General features: G+C 41.6%; 16 protein-coding genes and 1 pseudogene. 2 read left to right on the forward strand and 15 right to left on the reverse strand.

Annotated features, from left to right (window positions below; all coding sequences use genetic code 11):
* On the forward strand, positions 1 to 648 hold a 648-nt coding region (locus tag AC58QC_RS22935), incomplete at its 5' end, for a transposase (RefSeq protein ID WP_497417377.1).
* Between the two features lie 287 nt (positions 649 to 935).
* On the opposite strand, the gene AC58QC_RS22940 is transcribed toward AC58QC_RS22935, so the two are convergent.
* The 6 genes and pseudogenes from AC58QC_RS22940 to AC58QC_RS22965 form a co-directional block, all read right to left on the reverse strand.
* The gene (locus tag AC58QC_RS22940; protein ID WP_497417378.1) at positions 936 to 1,682 is read right to left on the reverse strand and encodes an alpha/beta fold hydrolase; all 747 of its coding nucleotides are present in this window, start codon (positions 1,680 to 1,682) and stop codon (positions 936 to 938) included.
* 232 nt (positions 1,683 to 1,914) lie between these two features.
* Positions 1,915 to 2,370, reverse strand: a complete 456-nt coding sequence (locus AC58QC_RS22945) for a DinB family protein (RefSeq protein ID WP_497417379.1) — start codon at positions 2,368 to 2,370, stop codon at positions 1,915 to 1,917.
* 52 nt (positions 2,371 to 2,422) lie between these two features.
* Positions 2,423 to 2,890 carry a ribonuclease FAU-1 family protein gene (locus AC58QC_RS22950; protein ID WP_497417380.1) on the reverse strand — a complete coding sequence of 156 codons (468 nt, stop codon included), beginning with the start codon at positions 2,888 to 2,890 and terminating at the stop codon, positions 2,423 to 2,425.
* Between the two features lie 314 nt (positions 2,891 to 3,204).
* Positions 3,205 to 3,507, reverse strand: coding sequence for a hypothetical protein (locus AC58QC_RS22955; RefSeq protein WP_497417381.1), 303 nt, complete (start codon positions 3,505 to 3,507; stop codon positions 3,205 to 3,207).
* An 85-nt stretch (positions 3,508 to 3,592) separates the two neighbouring features.
* A pseudogene (locus AC58QC_RS22960) lies at positions 3,593 to 4,024 on the reverse strand (stalk domain-containing protein); the annotation flags it as partial.
* A 404-nt stretch (positions 4,025 to 4,428) separates the two neighbouring features.
* The gene (locus tag AC58QC_RS22965) at positions 4,429 to 5,208 is read right to left on the reverse strand and encodes an SDR family oxidoreductase (RefSeq protein WP_497417382.1); all 780 of its coding nucleotides are present in this window, start codon (positions 5,206 to 5,208) and stop codon (positions 4,429 to 4,431) included.
* A 377-nt stretch (positions 5,209 to 5,585) separates the two neighbouring features.
* Here AC58QC_RS22965 and AC58QC_RS22970 point away from each other — a divergent pair, with 377 nt between their 5' ends.
* Positions 5,586 to 6,365 carry a glycosyltransferase family 2 protein gene (locus AC58QC_RS22970; RefSeq protein WP_497417383.1) on the forward strand — a complete coding sequence of 260 codons (780 nt, stop codon included), beginning with the start codon at positions 5,586 to 5,588 and terminating at the stop codon, positions 6,363 to 6,365.
* Positions 6,366 to 6,663: 298 nt separating this feature from the next.
* Here AC58QC_RS22970 and AC58QC_RS22975 read toward each other — a convergent pair whose 3' ends face one another.
* The 9 genes from AC58QC_RS22975 to AC58QC_RS23015 form a co-directional block, all read right to left on the reverse strand.
* A complete protein-coding gene (locus tag AC58QC_RS22975; RefSeq protein WP_497417384.1) occupies positions 6,664 to 7,044 on the reverse strand; it encodes a hypothetical protein in 381 nt (126 codons plus the stop codon).
* A 273-nt stretch (positions 7,045 to 7,317) separates the two neighbouring features.
* Complete coding sequence (locus tag AC58QC_RS22980) at positions 7,318 to 9,057, reverse strand: ABC-F family ATP-binding cassette domain-containing protein (RefSeq protein ID WP_497417385.1); 1,740 nt, start codon at positions 9,055 to 9,057, stop codon at positions 7,318 to 7,320.
* Positions 9,058 to 9,379: 322 nt separating this feature from the next.
* Positions 9,380 to 10,597, reverse strand: coding sequence for an SGNH/GDSL hydrolase family protein (locus AC58QC_RS22985; protein ID WP_497417386.1), 1,218 nt, complete (start codon positions 10,595 to 10,597; stop codon positions 9,380 to 9,382).
* A 17-nt stretch (positions 10,598 to 10,614) separates the two neighbouring features.
* A complete protein-coding gene (locus AC58QC_RS22990) occupies positions 10,615 to 12,831 on the reverse strand; it encodes an FAD-dependent oxidoreductase (protein WP_497417387.1) in 2,217 nt (738 codons plus the stop codon).
* Positions 12,832 to 12,931: 100 nt separating this feature from the next.
* Complete coding sequence (locus AC58QC_RS22995) at positions 12,932 to 14,551, reverse strand: response regulator transcription factor (protein WP_497417388.1); 1,620 nt, start codon at positions 14,549 to 14,551, stop codon at positions 12,932 to 12,934.
* Between the two features lie 2 nt (positions 14,552 to 14,553).
* Positions 14,554 to 16,293 carry a sensor histidine kinase gene (locus tag AC58QC_RS23000; RefSeq protein ID WP_497417389.1) on the reverse strand — a complete coding sequence of 580 codons (1,740 nt, stop codon included), beginning with the start codon at positions 16,291 to 16,293 and terminating at the stop codon, positions 14,554 to 14,556.
* An 89-nt stretch (positions 16,294 to 16,382) separates the two neighbouring features.
* Positions 16,383 to 17,969 (reverse strand): extracellular solute-binding protein, encoded by a 1,587-nt coding sequence (locus AC58QC_RS23005; protein ID WP_497417390.1) that lies wholly within the window; start codon positions 17,967 to 17,969, stop codon positions 16,383 to 16,385.
* Positions 17,970 to 18,040: 71 nt separating this feature from the next.
* Positions 18,041 to 18,910 carry a carbohydrate ABC transporter permease gene (locus AC58QC_RS23010; RefSeq protein ID WP_497417391.1) on the reverse strand — a complete coding sequence of 290 codons (870 nt, stop codon included), beginning with the start codon at positions 18,908 to 18,910 and terminating at the stop codon, positions 18,041 to 18,043.
* Positions 18,911 to 18,923: 13 nt separating this feature from the next.
* Positions 18,924 to 19,871, reverse strand: a complete 948-nt coding sequence (locus AC58QC_RS23015; protein WP_497417392.1) for an ABC transporter permease — start codon at positions 19,869 to 19,871, stop codon at positions 18,924 to 18,926.

The raw sequence follows: 19,871 nt of genomic DNA on the forward strand, positions 1-19,871 counted from the left end.
CGATCTATGAAAAAGAAAAAAGATGAACTTGAACTCGCTCTTCGAGGTTACGTTAATCCTCATCAACGCTTGATGCTTAAAACCATTCTAGGTCACATTGATTTCCTTTCAGAACAAATTGAGATGTTAGATCAAGAAGTTGCCCAGAGAGTTATTTCAGATCAAGAAGACATAGATCGATTAGATTCTATCCCTGGAGTTGCCACTCGAATGGCTGAACAAATCTTAGCTGAAATTGGAACAAACATTAAAGAGCAATTTCCAAGTGCGGCTCACTTGTGTTCTTGGGCAGCAGTTGTACCCGGACATAATGAGAGCGCAGGCAAAAGGAAGTCTTCTAAAGGTAAGAAAGGAAACAAATATTTGAAATCTGCCCTAACAGAGGCGGCACATTCCGTAGGTTCCTCTAAAAATTATCTTGGTGCTATGTATAGACGAACTTTGGCACGAAAAGGTAGGAAAAGAGCAGCTATTGTAGTGGCCCGTGCCATGCTAAGAATCGCTTATTATCTACTTACAAGAAAAGAAATGTATGTTGATCTAGGTGAAGATTATTTTGATAAGCAAAAACTTGGAGCAATTGTACGGAATTCGGTTCGAAGGCTTGAAACTTTAGGCTACAACGTTACGATTTCGGAAGTCTCCTGATCTATGCCCCCTTATATCCTTGGCGCTACACTTTTTAAAAACGAATGGGCAGCGTCCTCTTTAGTGCTGTTCATTTTCTTCGACTGCCAGACTTTTAATTTTCATGGTAGTTGAGCAGCTCATTTTATCTTATCGGTAATGGGAAAATGTTCTTGTCATCTGACATTAGATTCTTGTCCGGTCCTCAGCAAGATTTCCTCAGATCGCACGCCGATTGTCGTTAGCTAGGCGTTTATATCACAAAGAGCAGATAGCCGCGTCATCTGCTCTTTGTGATAACTATGATTTTAGGAACGAGGAACGGATATTATCCAGTTTTCAATTGCATCGATTGTAATTTTCAGTTGCTCGTCGGCTGAAATGTCCGCCGGTAAATCCCCTCTTTGAAAGCCGTAGCTGCCAAATTGTGCATGATTGCCCCCATCGATGATTTTAAATGTTGTCGAAGCAGGCAAATTGGGCTTCGCAGATTCCCAAGTATCCTTATTTACAGCGCCATCCTTTGTGCCAATAATCGATAAGACTGAGATGGAAGAGGAGCTTATGCTTCCTTTCGCATCAGGATAAGAGGCCAAAAAGAAGATGCCCTTAATACGGTCTTGATGGGCTTGCGCAAATCGGGATGCCATGACACCACCCAGCGAATGCCCGCCTATAACAAAAGCGGTATCGGGAAATTCCTCCAGCAGTAAATTGCCACGATCGCCTCCTAATACGGCTAAATCCAAGGGCATTTTAACGATATAGGTAGGGTGACCGCTCTCGGCTAATTTGCCAGCAAGTGTTGCATAACTCTCGGGTTCCACTAAACCGCCCGGGTAGAAGATAATGCCAGGACCTTGTTTCGTCTGTTGCGGAGTGAACTGTATCCAATTTTTTGTATTCAATACCTCAACGCGACTATTACTCTTCATGGCTTCGAGTGCTTTGGCGTCAGGATCGTAGGGATTGATGAGAACAGCAACGAGTCCAACTGCGATGACGACAATAAGCACAAGTAATTTCCACCAGCGAAATTTGAAGAATGATTTCACAAATTTACACCTCCCATTTAATACCGAAAATCTGCGCATAAACAGTCTTGTCGATACTGTTTTTCTCTTGTATCTGACCACACTGCTTTTTCAGTGGAACATCTTCTTTTAATTTTTTTCTCGTCCTTTCTAAAATCCTTTGAGTTGTTAGCAGCCCGCTGTCCTGGTGCTATCGTTCTCCGTTAGTACAATGCCAATCCCATTCCCGAGTAATGGTGATTATTAGGCCCTGTTAGAGCCTCGTGAACGTTATGTAATCGACTTGGACTGGATCTGCCGATTCGATCCGAAGTGCCCGGTTGATCTGTCCCCGGTGATATTGCCCATGTAAGAGGACCTGCAACAGGATGTCCCGGACGGACGTTCGGGACGGAACCCCGCTCTGGTTCGCATAGTCGATCATCTCGTCCAACTCAGATTCCTCGAGCCCTTCGATATAGACGCGATATTGCTCGGCGTTTTCTTCGAACATAGTCCGGATCGCCGTCAGGTCTTCCGCTTCCTCCCACAACGAATATTGCGCGCTGCCCTTGCCCTGCAATCGGGACAGCCAGACTCGTTCCGCGACCGCGACGTGCCTAACCAGCTTCAGAAGGTCCTTGTTCTTCGTCTCACTCTCCTCGAGTGCGTCCAAGATGCGTCCGTCCGCCCAGTACAGGTGGTCCATCATGCGGTTGATCGTCTTCATTTCGGTTTCCCCCTCTTCGTCTCATCGATTACTTGAACCTACTGTTCTTACGTTAGTTGAATGAACCGCCTTTTGTTTCTAGCTTTTGAGACAGAAATTCTTTATGTACTTCAGAAAGCTTTAATAATGCGAACTCATCTCGCTTAATTAATTCGATGAGCTTAGTTGACTCTGTTTTAGCTAAATCATATAGTGTCTTATTTATTATTCCGCTGATATAAGCTTCTTCCAGTTCATCCGTATCCTTATTAATTAGTTCACCAGATGGTAAAACAATTAAATCCAGAAACAAATCTTCCATCCACGGTACATTGTTCTCACTGATTCCATTTTGGGAACATATATCTATGTACCACTGCACAATATTACCCTTTGAATCAAACATTGTTGTTACCGAATGGTTATGACCTGAAGGGAATTGTTGAAGCCATAGATAGCCATCATCAACAATGCAAATTCTTTTTCCGTTATATTCAATGTAAAGTGGGGCTGATACTTTGACAATTCGCAAGAGGGTCACATAACCATTAAAGCTATCCGATTCGATAAAAGACTGAGCATATTCCTTAACTAAAACACGCTTCCAATCTGTACGATCCCCAAACTTCCTTTTTGCACCAATACTCCCCCCAATTGCTTTCCTTCAGCATAACATTTTCCCACTTTAAGGAAAACGACTTATTCGAATTAACCAGTCCATTAGTTGAGAAAACGGCAGCCATTTATGCAGGCTGCCGTTTTTCTTCGTATTTATTGAGCTATCGTTCTCCGTTAGCACAATGGGTCACGATGGTAAAATATTACAATATTTTATAACTATGTTTTTGAAAAAGCTCAGAATACAATCCCAATAGAACTCACGAACACTGTTTTGGATTTTAATGGTTCCTTTGAATCAATAGGTTTTAATCCACAATCGTATATAAGCTTAACATAGTAACCGAATAATTCTTTTTTTATTGCTGTCGCATCCTGAACACCGCATCCGTCAGAAGTATCTTTCCAAGCATTGTTAAAGTCTGAAGTTGCCCATGCATTTGCACGTTTTGCGTTTAGCCAGGGACACCAAGCTAAAAAAGCACTAAGGATAATAATTAACACAATCGTCCCTTTAATCAATTTTCCCTTATTGCTCATCACACTTTCTCCTTCCTTGCTTAATGTTAAATAACTTATTTGTCCCTCTTTTGAATCAGCAATAAAGAAAACAAACGATATGGTATCACATTTCCGCTAACTCTAATCGCACCAGCATTTTCATCAGGTTTCCAAAAAAAGAAATAATAACTATGCCATCTATAAAATGGGTTTGCCAGGAACCAATTTGATGTGGTTCTCCACAGTTTTGAATAACGTCATTTTTATTTGCCCCTATTCCGAACTCAATACCTTTGATTTTACCTTCGGAAGCAAATGTAAGAAATTCTTTATCTAACGTCAACTTTTTACTTAAATTAGTGTCTTCGATAAAAATGATTTTCGTTTCATCTTCGTATTTAACGATTTTCCCCATATTTTCAGCCACGAATCGAACAGGTACATATGCATGACCGTTATGATTTAACACAACATATTCATTCGTATCCAACTCTTTGGTTTCACCATTAAACACAAACTTGGAAGGAAACAAATACGCTTGAATTGTGTCTGAGGCATATACAGCGGTTGTCGCGGTTTAACCAATTCCGCAAATTAGACCTAAAACAAACTTTTTCAAAGTTCATCACTCCAATTGTTTATTCTAACGAATTAGACGAATCGAAAAAGTAAAAAGTTACCATTTTCATTGTTTTTTTTACAAAACATCTTCTTGTCACCCGACAATGGTGGACGTGAGATAGACGAAATGTTGAACTTCCATGAGACAGGCTTTTGATACCTTAAAGTGCCTTGGTGGTTTGCCAAAATCATACTGTTCTATTTGGTGTAACCCTCCGCCGCTAACAAAAAACACCAACCAACTTGTGGTGGTGTCGGATTGTCATGGCTATCTTTTCCCAATGCTTATCGGATCGAAGGCGGGCTGAGCTTGAATGATGAGTTTCTTTCTATGACTTACTATTTTTTCTGGCCCAGCATGTGGTCCACAGTCTTACTGAGCTGGCTAAAAATAAAATTCGGCGCTATCCGGTTCATCATTTTTAAAGCATTGCTTTGGCCGGGCCGGATTTCGTATCGGTCACTCTCCATTCCTTTGATCGCAAAACTCACCATGTCAGCAACCGGCATCGCCTTTGAACCTGTCAAATCTGCCGGATCGAATGTATCCACCAGCGGAGTTTCTGTCAAAGGTGGAGCCAGCTCAAATACTTTGACCTGGGTGTTTTTAAGCTGTGCTCTGAGCGAAAGCGTATAGGAATGAATGCCGGCCTTTGCTGCGCAATAAATGGGCGAGATCGGAAGAGGCACGAAAGCAAGTCCTGATGAGACATTTATGATCGCAGCCGATTCTTGCGTTTTCAGATGCGATAAAAATTGCTGCACCATCCAGATCGGACCACTGAGGTTCGTTTCGATCTCGCTGTTCAAATCCTCCAGGTCGTTACCCGCAGCATGAAGATTTATTCTTCGCATAAACCCTGCGTTATTGATCAAGACATTGAGCTTGGGAAATTGCTTCACCACTGCAGCATACAATGCTGCAATCGCTTGAGGATCTCCCGCATCGCTCTGAAACGTATGTACCTTTGGCAGTTTTTTCTTAGTCGCATCAAGCCTCGCTTGATCCCGCCCCGTAATAATAACGGTATTCCCGAGCTTCAACAGCTGACTTGCAAATTCGAAGCCAATGCCGGATGACCCGCCCGTAACAAGAACCGTATTGCCGCTCATTTTCATCAGATTCCACCCGTTCCTTCCATCTCCATAAGTAAGGTACTTTCTACCAATAAGTGTACATGAAGTTTATATAGATAGGAAGGCATCATTAAATTGAAATAAAAAAATTTACATTGAGTTTCCTAGTATCCACTCGACTTCAGTGCTATCAATAGACAATTATTCTACGAACGATTCCAACGAATTCCATCCCGATAGATAGGCAGGTCACTGAAAAAGTGTTCTTGGCAAATTTTCAAAATAGAAGTTTTTGTACAGATGTACGAATGAGGATTTCCACCCCGGCGAAACGCCGTTGCATTTCTTTATTTTCGACGTAAACATGTAGTGATTGGATGGAGTACCGATGTGAAATCGTCAGAAGGAGGCTACTGCGCATGCCCGCTAAAAATGGCTTCAAACATGTCACAAGGGGAGTCTCAATTATTACTTGCACAAAGAGAGCCGAGTACATCGATAATTTGTTTAATAATTATGCTCGGCAAAAATGGGGTAAGAAGGAACTTATCATTATTATCAATAAAGATGATATTAAAATAGACAAATATAAAAAACTGGTTAGAAAGTATAAAAACGTATCCGTGTATCGCCTTCCTGAAAAAGACACTCTAGGAAAATGCATAAATTACGGCGTGGATAAATCAAAGTACGAGTATATTGCCAAATTCGATGATGACGACTTCTACTCACCTTCGTATTTGTCCGAATCGATACGAGTACTTTCGGAGAAAAAGGTCGATGTGGTCGGAAAGAGCGCCCATTATGTTTGGCTTAGTGGCCATCGAGTATTGATTTTAAGGTTTCCGAGAGAGGAGAATACGTTTGTGGATACACTTCCTGGAGCTACACTTGTATTTAAAAAATCGGTTTGTAAACGCGTTCGCTTTACAAATATAAATATAGGTGAAGATACTCGGTTCTGCAGGGATTGCAAAGTGAGGGGGTTTAAAGTGTATTCTGGAAATAGGTTTAATTTTGCTGCTCTTCGAAGGAAGTTTTCAAAAAATCATACGTGGATTATTTCGGAAAAGTCGCTTTTATCCAGTGATATAAGAGTGCTGCGTAACATTAAGTATTACAAGAAATTCGTGACCAGACTACCCCGTTCCGTTAGAAAGACCGACCTCCATTCCTTAGTTAGGTTTGACGAAGTTTAATCTACTACGATCCTATCCCTTTTACTATTCGGTTGAGAAATTACCTAAAATTCAATTTCATCTTTTGACTTATTAAACATTTGATGTGGTATCAGCGGGGGAACCTCGAAACGTTTTCCGATAGTTCAGATCCTTAATGCTACAATATATTATCCCAAGTTGCTCTAGCCACACCAGGTATCCTGTTCCAAGGACAACTTGGGTCATCACAAGGCTCATCAGGGTCATAATTTCCATGCCTCGTTTCCCGGTAGTTGAATAGGCTGTCAATCATTTGGTAGTAAATTTCAGTAATAATTCAATTCACTAAGTTCAATTGCATCTCACCAGTAAATTTAATTATTTCTCCTTGCTTTATTTCATAGCATTTATTTTCTAAATTCACCTCAATGTACGATTCAAATATTCCAACGTCGCAAAGCAGTGTGTACTCATCTATAAGTTCTTTTACTTCTGCTATAAAAATCGTATGTGGAGACTCCTCTATAGGTTGCTGTATTCCAATCCGATTTTCGCTTTGTAACTTTACATACTCATTTACATAAACGATTTCCAGTTCGAATTGGTAAGTCTTATTTAATTCCATTCGATGAGGAGGCTTGTTATTCTGTAATTGCTCATTTATGTGACTTAATCCACACCAATAATGACAGTCATTTTCAGGAATCTTGATCTTCAAAATGGATTCGTAACCAGCCAATATATTTTTTACAAGTAAAACCTCTGCTTCAGTTTCAGTCTAACACTTTATTTTCAATGAACATTCACTGACAAATAGGACTGTTAGCACTTTGTTTAATATTCGAGCAGTAAAAAGACACTGAGATCCTAATCATCAGTGTCTTTTATGTTGATACTTTTCCTCCAACATCTTATTTCATCGTTGAAATCAGACTAATTCACTTTAGCTCTATTAGCTGAAACTGACTTCACGTTCTTGTTGGATGGTTGATTAAAGCACCTTAATCAGTTCTTCTAGCTCTTCAACCAATACTTTTGCAAGTTCAAAATTAGTATCTTTTAAAGCCAATTCTATTTTCATTTCAACTGATTTTTTATTTTGTTCATTTTCTAGATAGTCTCTATCAAAATGGCTCGCATAAATCATCTGTCTAAATTTTCGCATACTCATTTTTCTAATCGTCTTATCGTCAATGATTAACACATAATCCATACCATTTACAACAGAATAGAAATCATGAGAAATCATGAGAATCGCACCTTTATAGTCTTCAATGGCTTTCTCCAGCGCTATTTGTGTATAGGTGTCCAAATGGCTTGTCGGTTCATCAAGAAGCAATACGTTTGCTTTACTGGCAGAAACTTTAGCCAATTGAAGCATGTTTTTTTCTCCACCAGATAAAGATGCTATCTTTTGATTAACGATTTCTCCTTCAAAGCCATAGTTTGAAAGATATGATCTAACCTCATCATACGTTTTAAACCCAGCATCGATGAATTCTTCTAGTATTGTATTAGAATCCTTTAGCACTTCTCCTTGATTCTGAGATAAATAAGCCACTTTAACATCAGCATGTATTTCAATTGAAGCATGATTATTTTTAAAGATATCTCGGAGTAAAGTCGTTTTCCCGGTACCGTTTGGACCAATAATGGCTACTTTATCCGTAGATTTTATCTCAAAGTTAACATTATCTAAAAGCAACTCATCAAAGGTAACACTATAATTATTGACATTTACAACAATGGTGTCTTCCATCTCATTTTCAATACCAAAACTAATATTCGGTTGCTTAATATCAACAAATGGTGCTTTAATTCTACGTGCTTCCAATCTCTCTTGAAATCTAACTCTAGCTTTTAACGCTCTACCTCTAGATGCTTCTGAATTATACGTTGCGATAGCTCTAAGATTATCAATAATGTTATCGTATCTCTCAATTTCTTCTTGTTCAGCGACTGCGATTTCTTGTAACTCAATTTTAGTCTGAAGTAATGAGAAGTTGTATTCAATATATCGCCCATCAAACTCTTGGATCTCCATGTTTTCAAGGTGTAGAATTTTGTTGAAACAATGATTCAATAGATATCGGTTGTGCGTAACAACTAGCAGCATTCCTTTGTGAGAATTAATCAGATTTTTAAGCGCATTTAGGTTTTCAAAGTCTAAAAATACATCTGGTTCGTCCATAATCATTAAGTCTGGACTACTAAGCATTTCCTTCATCACTTGAATAAGTTTGAATTCCCCACCACTCAGGTCGGATACCCTAAGATCTTTTAGCTTCATGAGGTTTGCTAGATTTAGTTTCTTATTAATGTTGCTTTCAAAATCAGCCCCACCGATTGAATCAAATGCGTCTAAAGCTAATTGATACTTTTCTAATAACGCATCCATATCCGATGATGTTTCCATTTCCGTACAAATAGATGTTATTTCATTTTGTATCTTAATAAATTCTTCCCCTATATATTCAAAAACTGTTGTTTCTTTCGTTTTGTCGAATTGGGGGAATTGACTTACATGCCTAATTTTGCAAGTCGTGTCTATTTCTAACTTGCCCTCGAACAAATATCTTTCTGGATCCATCAGTATATCTATCAATGTACTTTTCCCACTGCCACTTGTTCCTATAAAAGCGCAATGTTGTCCCTCTTCAAGCGTAAATGAAATGTTTTTATATAGTTCTTTTTGCGGAAATGAGAAGGATAAGTTTTCAACTTTTATCATAGTATTACCTTTCTTTATAACTAAAATAGTGACAATTATTAGATGTATTGAAGAGCATAGATTTCGAGTTTACCGTTGTTAGAATAACACTTGTTACAACCAACTTCAATCAATTCACATTAAAGTTGTTCGTTAAATCGAAAAATACAACTTAGAATAAAATGAGCACGCCTGTTGATTAGCCAGATACTGGATTTAGAAGGTTATACAAATAGACAATTTGTTCCTTAAATCGAATAAAAAAACCTACATGGTATTAGACTGCTCAACAGCAGTCAGGCACCATGTAGGTCTTCCAAGGGGACAAAACCGATCTTATCCATTATACTGGCGGCTGCACCAACAACAACTTCCCAAGCTGGATCACCGTTTGATCGTACCAATCCGGATGCTGCCGAACATGCTCCCTACTTCGCTCATTGCCGCATGCCTCAAACACAGCCGCTTTGTCTGTCTTTTCGGTATCGACTTCGAAGCGAACTGTATGTCTCCCATTCGAAAGCTCTGGCAAGAAAACATACTGATTCCGATTATGATCGTTGTATGGCGTGAATCGGTCGACAAGGAAGGGCTCCCCGTCATCCACCGTCACCTTCAATCTGCCGGAATCAGGTCCCCCGATATCGAACAGCCCGATGTGAGTACCTTCGAATTGCACCGTGAAAGCCTCTCCAGGATCGACTGCTCGCCATAGTCCAGGGAACAACCATTCATACTTGCGGGCCAGCGCAAAATCATCGGGAGTCACGTAGGACCATCCTGCCGATAAATTAGCATGGCCATCCAGCGGCAGCATAGTGGCGTACTCCCAAGGATTGGCCGGGACCAAAGGGGCATGAGGCAAGTTATGTTCCACCCTTCCCAAGTGACCTTGAAGTTCGGTAATTTTCTCAAACGACCGAGTGATCGAATCTGTATAAATCTGGTGTCCTTCAGGAATTGTCGGATGGATCGAATCATGCGTAAAAACAATAGCTCCGGGAATGGACTTGTCTGTCCCTGAGCCCCCTGAGGTAAAAATGAGCTTCCCCTCCATCACCAAATGACTGACCGCTATGCCCAGATGAATCGAAGGAATACCGTAATAATCGGCCACATCCTCTTGCATAAGAGCTCCCTTCTGGTACTCCCCAGACTGAAATCCTACAACATCTCGCTCCTTCAGCGTATAAACGAACAGGATATCTGTAAATCGACTCCGCTTGCGGATTTGACGGACAATTCCTTCGATCCGCGCCTTGGACTCGGGAACTCCGCCATCGTTACCGACAAATTCAACAAACACTAGATCAGGCTGATGGCGCAGTACATCCGTCTCCAAACGGGCGCAGCCCAAATCCGATCCAGTACCGTCAATGCCTGCATTCACACAGCGGATATCCGCCTTGGGATATTGCCCCCGAAGCCAATCCGCCGTCATGACCCTATATCCTTCAGAACGCGTATTACTGCCGCCAAAATAAACAATTGTCACCGTTTCCCCATTTTCCAACTTCTGAAACACATTAGGTAACCCTCTTCGAGGGAATAATTCCTGCATCGCGACTTCACCTGACCTCACTGATCGTTTTTAGGAGCAAACAATTTTACAGCAAACACTTCATGATAAGGCGAACCGTAAGTTGCGCAGAAATTAATCCGGACTCGAGTTACACATTTCGCATCCACCTTATGTTTATTCAACGTGAGATAATTTCCACGGGTTATGATTGCTCTCTCGGTTCCATCCTCTAAGGTCAAGGTCACATCATAATCTTGCATAAGAGGCTCAATCGGATCGTCGAAATGCTCCAAATCCAGCTGTGAGTTGAAAACGAGATGAATTTCATCCAGATTTTTAGGGCTTGCAAAACAGAGTTCCAACCACTCCTGTCCTTCCGTACGTTCGGAAATCCAGCCGTTCGGCAGCCCATAAGGTCTAGAGTAGCCGTTGACGACGTTCTCTGGATTATACATATTCTGGAGTGGCAGCAAGTCCTTAAAGCAGATACTCTTATTGAATTTCTTCAGCCTAGACGGCTCCTCCGGCCTATAATGGAAGCTGACCGCTCCTGTCATTTTCTCTTCATTGCCGTATACGGCAAGACTCGCTGTACCTTCCAGTACGATGTAAATTTTGTCGTCCGTCAGCTTCTTGCAGTCCAAGTCCAGCGTGATCCAGTCGTCATGACCAGCTGCAATAGTCAAGCTGTAGTCTTTCAACTGGCTGGTGGGAATGTAGTTTTCCTTCCGTTCCCCGCCAAACAGCTTCACATGCAGTTTTTCCGAATGCTCGGAACTATTTTTTATTTGGATCCGTACGCTTTCCACCACGGATGTCTGAATCGGCAAGACCAAACATAACCCATTCTCCAAGGGAATTGCTTCGGTTGGATGAAGATTGTCATAACTGCGCTGAGACGAGGCACTTACGCTTAATCCGTCAGCAAAGTAAGGATCCAATTCCTCTTTAAGCCCTACAATCGTTTGCCCGTCCCGAAGCAGCAGCGACTGCAGCTCCCTCATATGAGCTTCAACAATGTCTGCGGGGTCTACGTCATATTTCGAGCATAGCGAAGCGGCTGTTCCGACTGCCTGCCCCATACAACCACACGTTGCCATTACCCTTGTCGATCCGAAAGCAACATGGGTAGCGCTTATATTGCGACCAGCGAACATGAGGTTAGGTATATTTTGCGAAAATAAACTTCGGAACGGTATATTGTATAAGCCAGGCACAAAATTCCATGCTGTAGCCGGTCCCTCATCGTAGATGCCCTTAGCAGCATGTAAATCCATATACCATCCCCCGACGGATACAGCATCTTCGAAATGCGGCTTTGCTGTAAGATCGTTCTGAGACAACATGTGATTCCCAATAAATCGCCTCGATTCCCGTTTTCCCGGAATTGGGCATACATAATCCAAGATGAGATTGTCCACATCATCAAATTCGCCGCTATTTTTGATATAATCCCAAATCCCGTAAACCAATTTCCGCAGCTCTAATGCAATGTCTTCATTGTTTGTAATAACATCCATATGCCCGCCGTATTCCAGCCACCACAATCCGCCAAGTCCGTTGATTTTTCTTGGAAAAGCCCGATGGTTCAAGCCTTTTCTAATACTATCGAAAAAGGCCAACTTCGTAATATCATACGCAAAGCCAGGCCTCTTGTACGGAACGGAATATTCTACGTCGCGGGCTTGGAAAAGGATCGTGTCTCCCATAGTGTAGCGGTCCGCCACTTCAGGAGCCAAGTCTTCCTTGTATTCATGCTTCGCTTCTCTCCCCCATCGGAAGAGAGCACCTGCCTGATATCCGACAACCCCGTCTCCGGAGCAATCGATGTAGGTTCGGCTTTCAAAACGGAATTTCCTTTCGGAAGCCAATTGAAGGCCCTCAACCCATTTGATTCTGCCGTTCTCCATTCCCGTTTCATGCACGCATGTATTCAGAAATAGAGAAATGTTAGGCTCATCATAGACCATATCCAACAAGACCGTATCTGATAGCGAAAGCATGAGCTTTTTGTTATATAACGGATTATAGTGGAAAATCTTCAACTTGAGTTCTTCCACCAACCCGCCTTCACGCGCATAATAGGATGGACTTTTTCCGAGATAGGCCGACCCGTTGATATGAACCCTAACCTCGCTGCTGGCATTCCCCCCAAGAACAGGTCGATCATTAATAAGTGACACTTGCAACCCTTGACGAGCGGCAGCAATGGCGGCGCATAGCCCAGCAATACCTCCGCCTACGACGGTTACATCCGCTTTAATAAGCTCCATTTTGATAACCTCCATGATTAGATACATCTATCATGGTAAGCCTTTTGATCCCCGTTTTTTTACATGATTTCGAGAAAAATTCATACATTTTTTTGCAACCCTATTTGGTTTCATACCTTGTCATTTTTATCCGATATTGCTTAGGTGTATCGCCCGTATATTCTTTAAATAGTTTGCAAAAATACCCTTCATTTACAATGCCTACTTCCTCACACAATTCCAGTAACGAATAATCCTGAACATTTAACAGTTCGAGCGCCAATTGGATTTTTTTACGGTTGATGTAGCTGATAACACCTTCGTTCATTGTTTTCTTAAATAGGCTGCTAAAATACGATGGCGCTAAGTTCACATCCTCAGCAATAGCCTCCAAAGTTAAACGCTGTTTCAAATTTTTCTCTATAAAGCGCATGGCTCTCATGATTTCTGCCCGATGTAAAAGTTGGCCGGCGTGTACATATTCGAATGTGAAGTCGCTAATATAGGTAAGTTGCTCCCGAAATGCCATAAATTCGATGGGAAACTCTGCTATATCCGTGGTCGAGGTATTCCCCGATTTAAATTTCATTATTATGTCTCTGTACAAGTCTCGAAGCATAGGTGCCATGATGGACCTATGAATTTTATGATCAGTAGCAAATTGGTTTAACTCAGCAAATTCTTTCTCCAGCTCTTCCTTGGAAACTTGTCTTTGCACCCCTACAAGAAAATCAGCCAGTTTCTGCTGGAATTCCTCTCTTTTGTCATTCCGGTAATTGAACCGATGCGCGGGTGTTTTGACTACCTTCTCTGCATGATAATAGAAATCCTCACTCACATTTTGAGCTTCCGTGTAAGCTTGTTTGATGGATTCCCAGCCTCGATGCGGACCGCCAAAAGCTACGGATACCCTTTGATTCAAATACTGCTGCAAATGGGAGACGATCTGACTCCCCAATGCCTGGCAGGCATACTCCGTATCCATATTACTGCGATTATTTTCCCAGGAGAGAAAGCCAATAAAACGATTATTAGATAGATCCGTAGCAACACCCTTGCCACAATTCATCACCGTTTCTTCGATGACATTCGTAATCGCATATTTCAAGATGCTTTGGTCAACTGCTGAATATTCATTGCGAAAATTTTCATACAGATTCATTTCAACAATAAAGCAGCAGTAGTTGGTTTGAAAGAACTGAGACTCCATGCGATTGGTGAAATTCGATACCCGATGAGAAGGTATTTCGCCTCTGATCAGTTCGTTAAAAAACTGCTTGCGAACCCTGTATTTATTTTCAAGTACGGAAACGTTTAAAGATTGAAATTCCTCTTCTTTTTTCTTAACCTCATCCAAAATTCCTGCCGCCTTACCCAAAGCTCGATCCAAATCTGCTTCATTCAAGGGAACCTTAACAATGTACTCCATTACGTTGGCATGGATAGCTCTCTGCGCATATTCAAAAGTCGAATATGCTGTCAAAAGAATGAATTGGGTATGAGGCAGTTCCAGCTTTAACTGCTCGATCATGGCAATCCCATCCATGCGCGGCATAACGATATCGGAGATGACGATGTCCGGTTTGAGCTTTAAAATCTCCTCTATCCCCTTCAGCCCATTATTCGCTTTCCCCACTAAATGGAATCGCGTTTCCTTATAGGAGAGCTCGCTAAAATATAATTCCAAGCGTTGAATGATTAGATCTTCATCGTCAACAATGAAGCAAGTGTAGTCTCTCACCGTCATACATCTCCTTTAAAAGAACCTACCGGGAATACGGCGCGGACACAGGTTATTTCCTGAGGTGTGCTTATAATTTGGAGCCCAAACTGCTCCCCATAGTGAAGTCTTATTCGACCATGAATATTATTTAACCCAATTCTTTTCCTTTTTACTTCGTGATCACTCGGGTCTGCAATTAGAATATGCCGTATTCGATCCGCTGGGATTCCCTCGCCTTGATCAATGACTTCTATCATGACGATGCTGCCATTCCTGTACGCATGAATCGTAATCGAGCCTTCGATTCCACCTCCGTTATAGCCATGGAAGATACTATTCTCCACAATGGGCTGCAGCAGCATTCGAAAAACCGGAAAATCCATTAACCCATCTTCGATATGTTCAATTAAGTGGAAGTGCCTGTTATAACGGATGTTCTGGATCGCGATATAGTCCGATACATTGCGCAACTCCTGACGTAGTGAAACCTTTTCCGAAGCGTCGGCGATCCCATATTCCAATATTGAAATGAGAGACCCAATGACCACATCTACTTTCTCTATTTGTCCGAGACGTATGACATTGCTGATAGATCCAAGCGTATTATATAGAAAATGAGGGTTTATTTGAGATTGCAGTACTTGTATTTCCAGTTTCCGCTCCAGCTCATTATGAAGCTCGGCTCGCCGAATCAGTTCCACAATTTGCTGCAGCATACGGTCGAATGCTAGGGAAAGGTCACCGAATTCATCGTTTCGCTTAATGGTAACTGTCGTTGTCAGATCGCCTTGCTCTACCCGCTTCATTTTTGTTTTGAGTGCATAGAGCGGATTCCTTATATACTTGGCGATAAAAAAGGAAATGAACAAACTTAAGAGCAGGCCTGCAACTAGAAGTCCGAGATAATAGTTTTCCAATCTGGACAACGCAGCTTCCATGCGAGATTCATCGTTGATCGAGATGAGGAACCAATTGAATTTCTCCGTCGGTTTCTTCAGAATGGAGACCGGTAAGCCGTCTTTTGTATGGAGTTGAAGGCTTGTTCCCGTCGTTTCAAGAATTTGTTCTGCCGACGTTTCCCCGATTGAAAAAGTATGATCTTGAATACTAAGGGGTCCTCTATTTTCGGAAAATCCAGCAATGATTTTACCCGATGTGGTAATCAATGCCAGATTCATTTGTTCTTTTTTATTAATCTTAAACAAGGTTTCTTCAATCGCATTTAGATCCAAATCTACGGCAATGGCCATAGGATACGGAGCGCCGTTCAGATATCTCACCATCGTAACGGTCCAGCCGGAATACTTCGATTTATAAGGATCACTGACAAATGTAGTTCGCTTGTTCTTGTCAGCCGCCTCAAATAAAGGTTTTCTGTCAGATAAAGGTTCATCGAAAATTCGCGTAGGCGTACTTCCGCCTAGAATGGATAAATCACTATTGATCAAGTAAATGTTACTCACATAATTACTGTTCAGTTCGTAGAGCTCTCTTAATTGCTTTTTAATGACTTCCGTATTGGAAATGTTTGCTTTCACCGAAGTTTCGACCGAGAACAAGATCGTCTGGAAGGAGGAAAAATTAACCGTTAAATACTGGTCAACTTTGTCCAATATTTGGTTTGTGTAATAAATGTCGTTGGTTCTTATTTCCTTTTGGACATAACGATAGGACAATTGGCTTATCAAGATAATGCAGCTTAATACAAACGCAAACACAAGCATAAATAGTTTTAAAGGCAAGCTGATTCTTCTTCGCATCGGTCATCTTCCTTTTACATCTGTATTCAACTAAGCATAGCATAGGACAACAAAGAGAGGGGCTATTTATCGCCACTCTCTTCGTTTATTTACTTGATTAGGCCTGCTTCTTTAAATTGTTTAACTGCTGTATCCTTATATTTCTGCATGTCGAACTTTGTATCCAAAGTTTTGATGAAATTGTCCCAGTTCGTAAGAGGGTCTTTGCCAGACATAAATTTGACTAAGCTTTCATTAATGAAACGTGTGCGATCTGCTGCCAAGGTATCACTCGGATCTGCAGTCAACAAATTTCCGGGCAAAGTAAGACCCACATATTGCTGATTGTTCGTGAAAGCTTCTGCCGTCTTCGGATTCTGGAAGCTGAAGTACTCAGCATCATCGCCACGGCGCGGCATTCTATAATGATCCACCCATAAGTATTTCTCTTTCATTTCCTTGGATAATTCAGAGGTTTTATTTTTGATCTTGCCGTCTACGACATCCCAATGAATCCCTTTAATTCCGTATGCGAAATTCGGGTAGGCTTCTTTGTCCGTAAATAGATATTCCAGCATGGACAGGATCCGGATGATTTTGTCCTTATCCGCTTTCTTGGAAATGGCCCATGAATTGCCTTGGAACGATTTTCTCTCTACGATTTGATCGCCGTAAGGCCCTTTCATTGGAGGAATGACGATCCATTCCGGTACCTCTCCGCCGATTTCTTTCATTTTCTGCTGATAATCCGGTTCCAGTCTGCGGGCATCTCTGATCATGAAGCCAACTTTACCTTTAAATAACTTTTGGTCCAACAAATCAGGCGTATTCATCGTCACCCAGTCAGGGTCCACAACTTTCGCTGTCATCATTTTATTAATGTAAGCGAGCGCTTCCTTCATTTTAGGATCAATAAATAGGAATACTGGTTTATTGTCTTTCACTTCAATGGCTGAAGGAGGATTGACGCCAAACATCCACATCAAGCTATCGAAGCCGTAGGTTTGCAGATTTCCTTCTTTATTCATACCGCCTATGAATCCGTACGTATCATTCTTGCCGTTGCCATCTGGGTCTTTCTCCGTAAAGGCTTTCATCACTTCGAACAGCTCGTCAGGGGTTGTCGGCACTTTTAAGCCTAGCTTTTTCAACCAATCATTGCGGATGAAGAAGCTTCGACTAATACCGTTTACATTATCATAACCTGGAACTCCAATCGTTTTTCCCAGATACGACGTCGCCTCCCAGGAGTCATTACCAAAACGCTTCTTCAATTCAGGAAATTGATCCAAGTACGGGGTCAAATCCGCAAGAATGCCTTGGTCATAATATTGAGCAAGATCGGAACGGCTCTTCAAGAAGAGCAAATCAGGAATATCCCCTCCTGCAATGAGGGTATTCAGTTTGGTTGTGGCTTGCCCAGCTTGTGGAATCGTCATATCCAAGTCGATGTTCATCGCCTTTTCCAACATTTGGCGTTGAATATCTTCTTCACGTGGAGGTATCGGAGCAGCAGCATTGAAAGTACCTTGGTTAAACATCGAGATTTTCATTTTGTTCGCAAACTTGTTAGCCTCGGATTGAGGGCTGCTCGAAGCTGTCTGCTTAACTTCTTCTTGGTTCCCACATGCTGACAATAGCGTTCCCAGGCCTACGATAGCAGCCAGAACAGTAAATGTAATCTTTTTACGTTCCATATTGACCTCTCCTTTTGCTTGTATATATATTATCACGGTGTCCCCGTAACAACCTAGGTAGGAATTGCCTTTTAACCTTTAATCGATCCCATGAGTACACCTTTAGTAAAATGCTTCTGCATAAATGGATAAACGATCAAAATCGGAACCGTCGTCACGACAATAGCAGCCATTTGCACAGCGAACTTGCTAACCGTTCCGGAATTGGCCATCGAATCGGCGCTTTGTGTTGCGACGTTAAGCAGAATGTTGCGCAAGACAACTTGAAGCGGCATTAAGTTCGAATCATTCAAGTAAACAATGGCATCGAAATAACTGTTCCAATGCCCCACGGCGTAAAACAAGGAAATCGTGGCAAGGACGGGCAAGGACAGGGGTAAAATGATTCGCCATAGCGACTGAAGTTCACTTGCGCCGTCAACCCTCGCCGATTCCTCGATTTCAGCAGGCAATTGCTCGAAAAAGCCTTTAATAATGACCAGATTAAATGCACTAATGAGATGCGGAATAATTAATACCCACGGACTGTCTAACAATCCGAGTGAGCGAATTAACAAATAAGTCGGAATTAATCCACCGCTGAACATCATGGTAAACACAATGAATATTAAAAATGTGCTGCGCCCTGGCAAATATTTTTTGGATAACGGATAAGCAGCTAGGATCGTAAAAAACACATTTAGCGCAGTGCCTACAATCGTTCGAAACAACGTAATTTTATACGCCTGCCCTATACCATGAGAAATGAACACTTCTTTATAGGCTACGAACGTAAAGGATTCTGGAATAATAACAATTCCTTTTCTTAACACTTCGGATTCTGGCGTCACGGAAACAGCAACCACATACAAAAAGGGAAGTAAGCAAAGTAGGGCTAGTAGAGTAAGAATAAAATATACGACTGCTTGCCATATTTTTTCCCCGACTGTCAAATTGATCATTTATAAAACCACCTCACCAAATTTGCCCATCGAATTTTTTGGCGAGCTTGTTCGCAGCCAATACTAAAGCAAATCCGATGATAGCTTTAAACAATCCCACAGCAGTAGCTAAGCCAATCTTAAGACGCTCTAACCCTTCTCGGTATACCCATGTGTCGATAATATCGATCTTCTCCTGGTTAAAGCTGTTGGCAAACATGAATATTTGGTCAAAGCCAGCGTCCAGAATATGACTTAATTTAAGGATCAGCATCAGAATAATGACGCCTCGAATGCCGGGTAATGTGACATGCCATAGCTGTCTCCACTTGGAAGCCCCATCAATTCGAGCTGCTTCATATAAGCTAGGATCAATTCCTGCTAATGCGGCAAGATACAATATCGCTCCCCAGCCAATATCCTTCCATATTTCTGATAAAATGATCAGCAGTCTACCCCAAGCTGGTTCCGTTAAAAAGGAGATAGGCCCAACACCATTTTGCTTTAATAGCATGTTAAAAAGTCCATCACCTGGGGCTAATAAGGCCACCATCAATCCATAAACAATGACCCATGACAGAAAATGGGGCAAATACGTGATCGTTTGTACAACTTTCTTAAACCATTGGGTATAGACTTCATTAAGAAGCAGAGCAAGTACGATAGGAGCGGAGAAACCGAACAATAGCTTATACAGCGATATGATAATCGTATTCCTCATAATGTCCCAGAAATAAACGCCATTCATAAAATCTTTAAAATTTTTCAATCCCACCCATGGGCTATCCCATAGTCCCAACGCTAGGTTATAGTTTTTAAAAGCAATAATGATTCCCGCCATAGGAATATATTTGAATACGGCAAAGTACACTAATGCCGGAAGTAAGAGAGCATACATCACTTTATATCTTTGTATCGTTCTTATCCATGAATCCCGCTTTTTGGGGGTGGGAATGGCGTCCGTTGCCAATTTTGCCTGCAT

The organism is Paenibacillus sp. J22P51, from assembly GCF_059692215.1.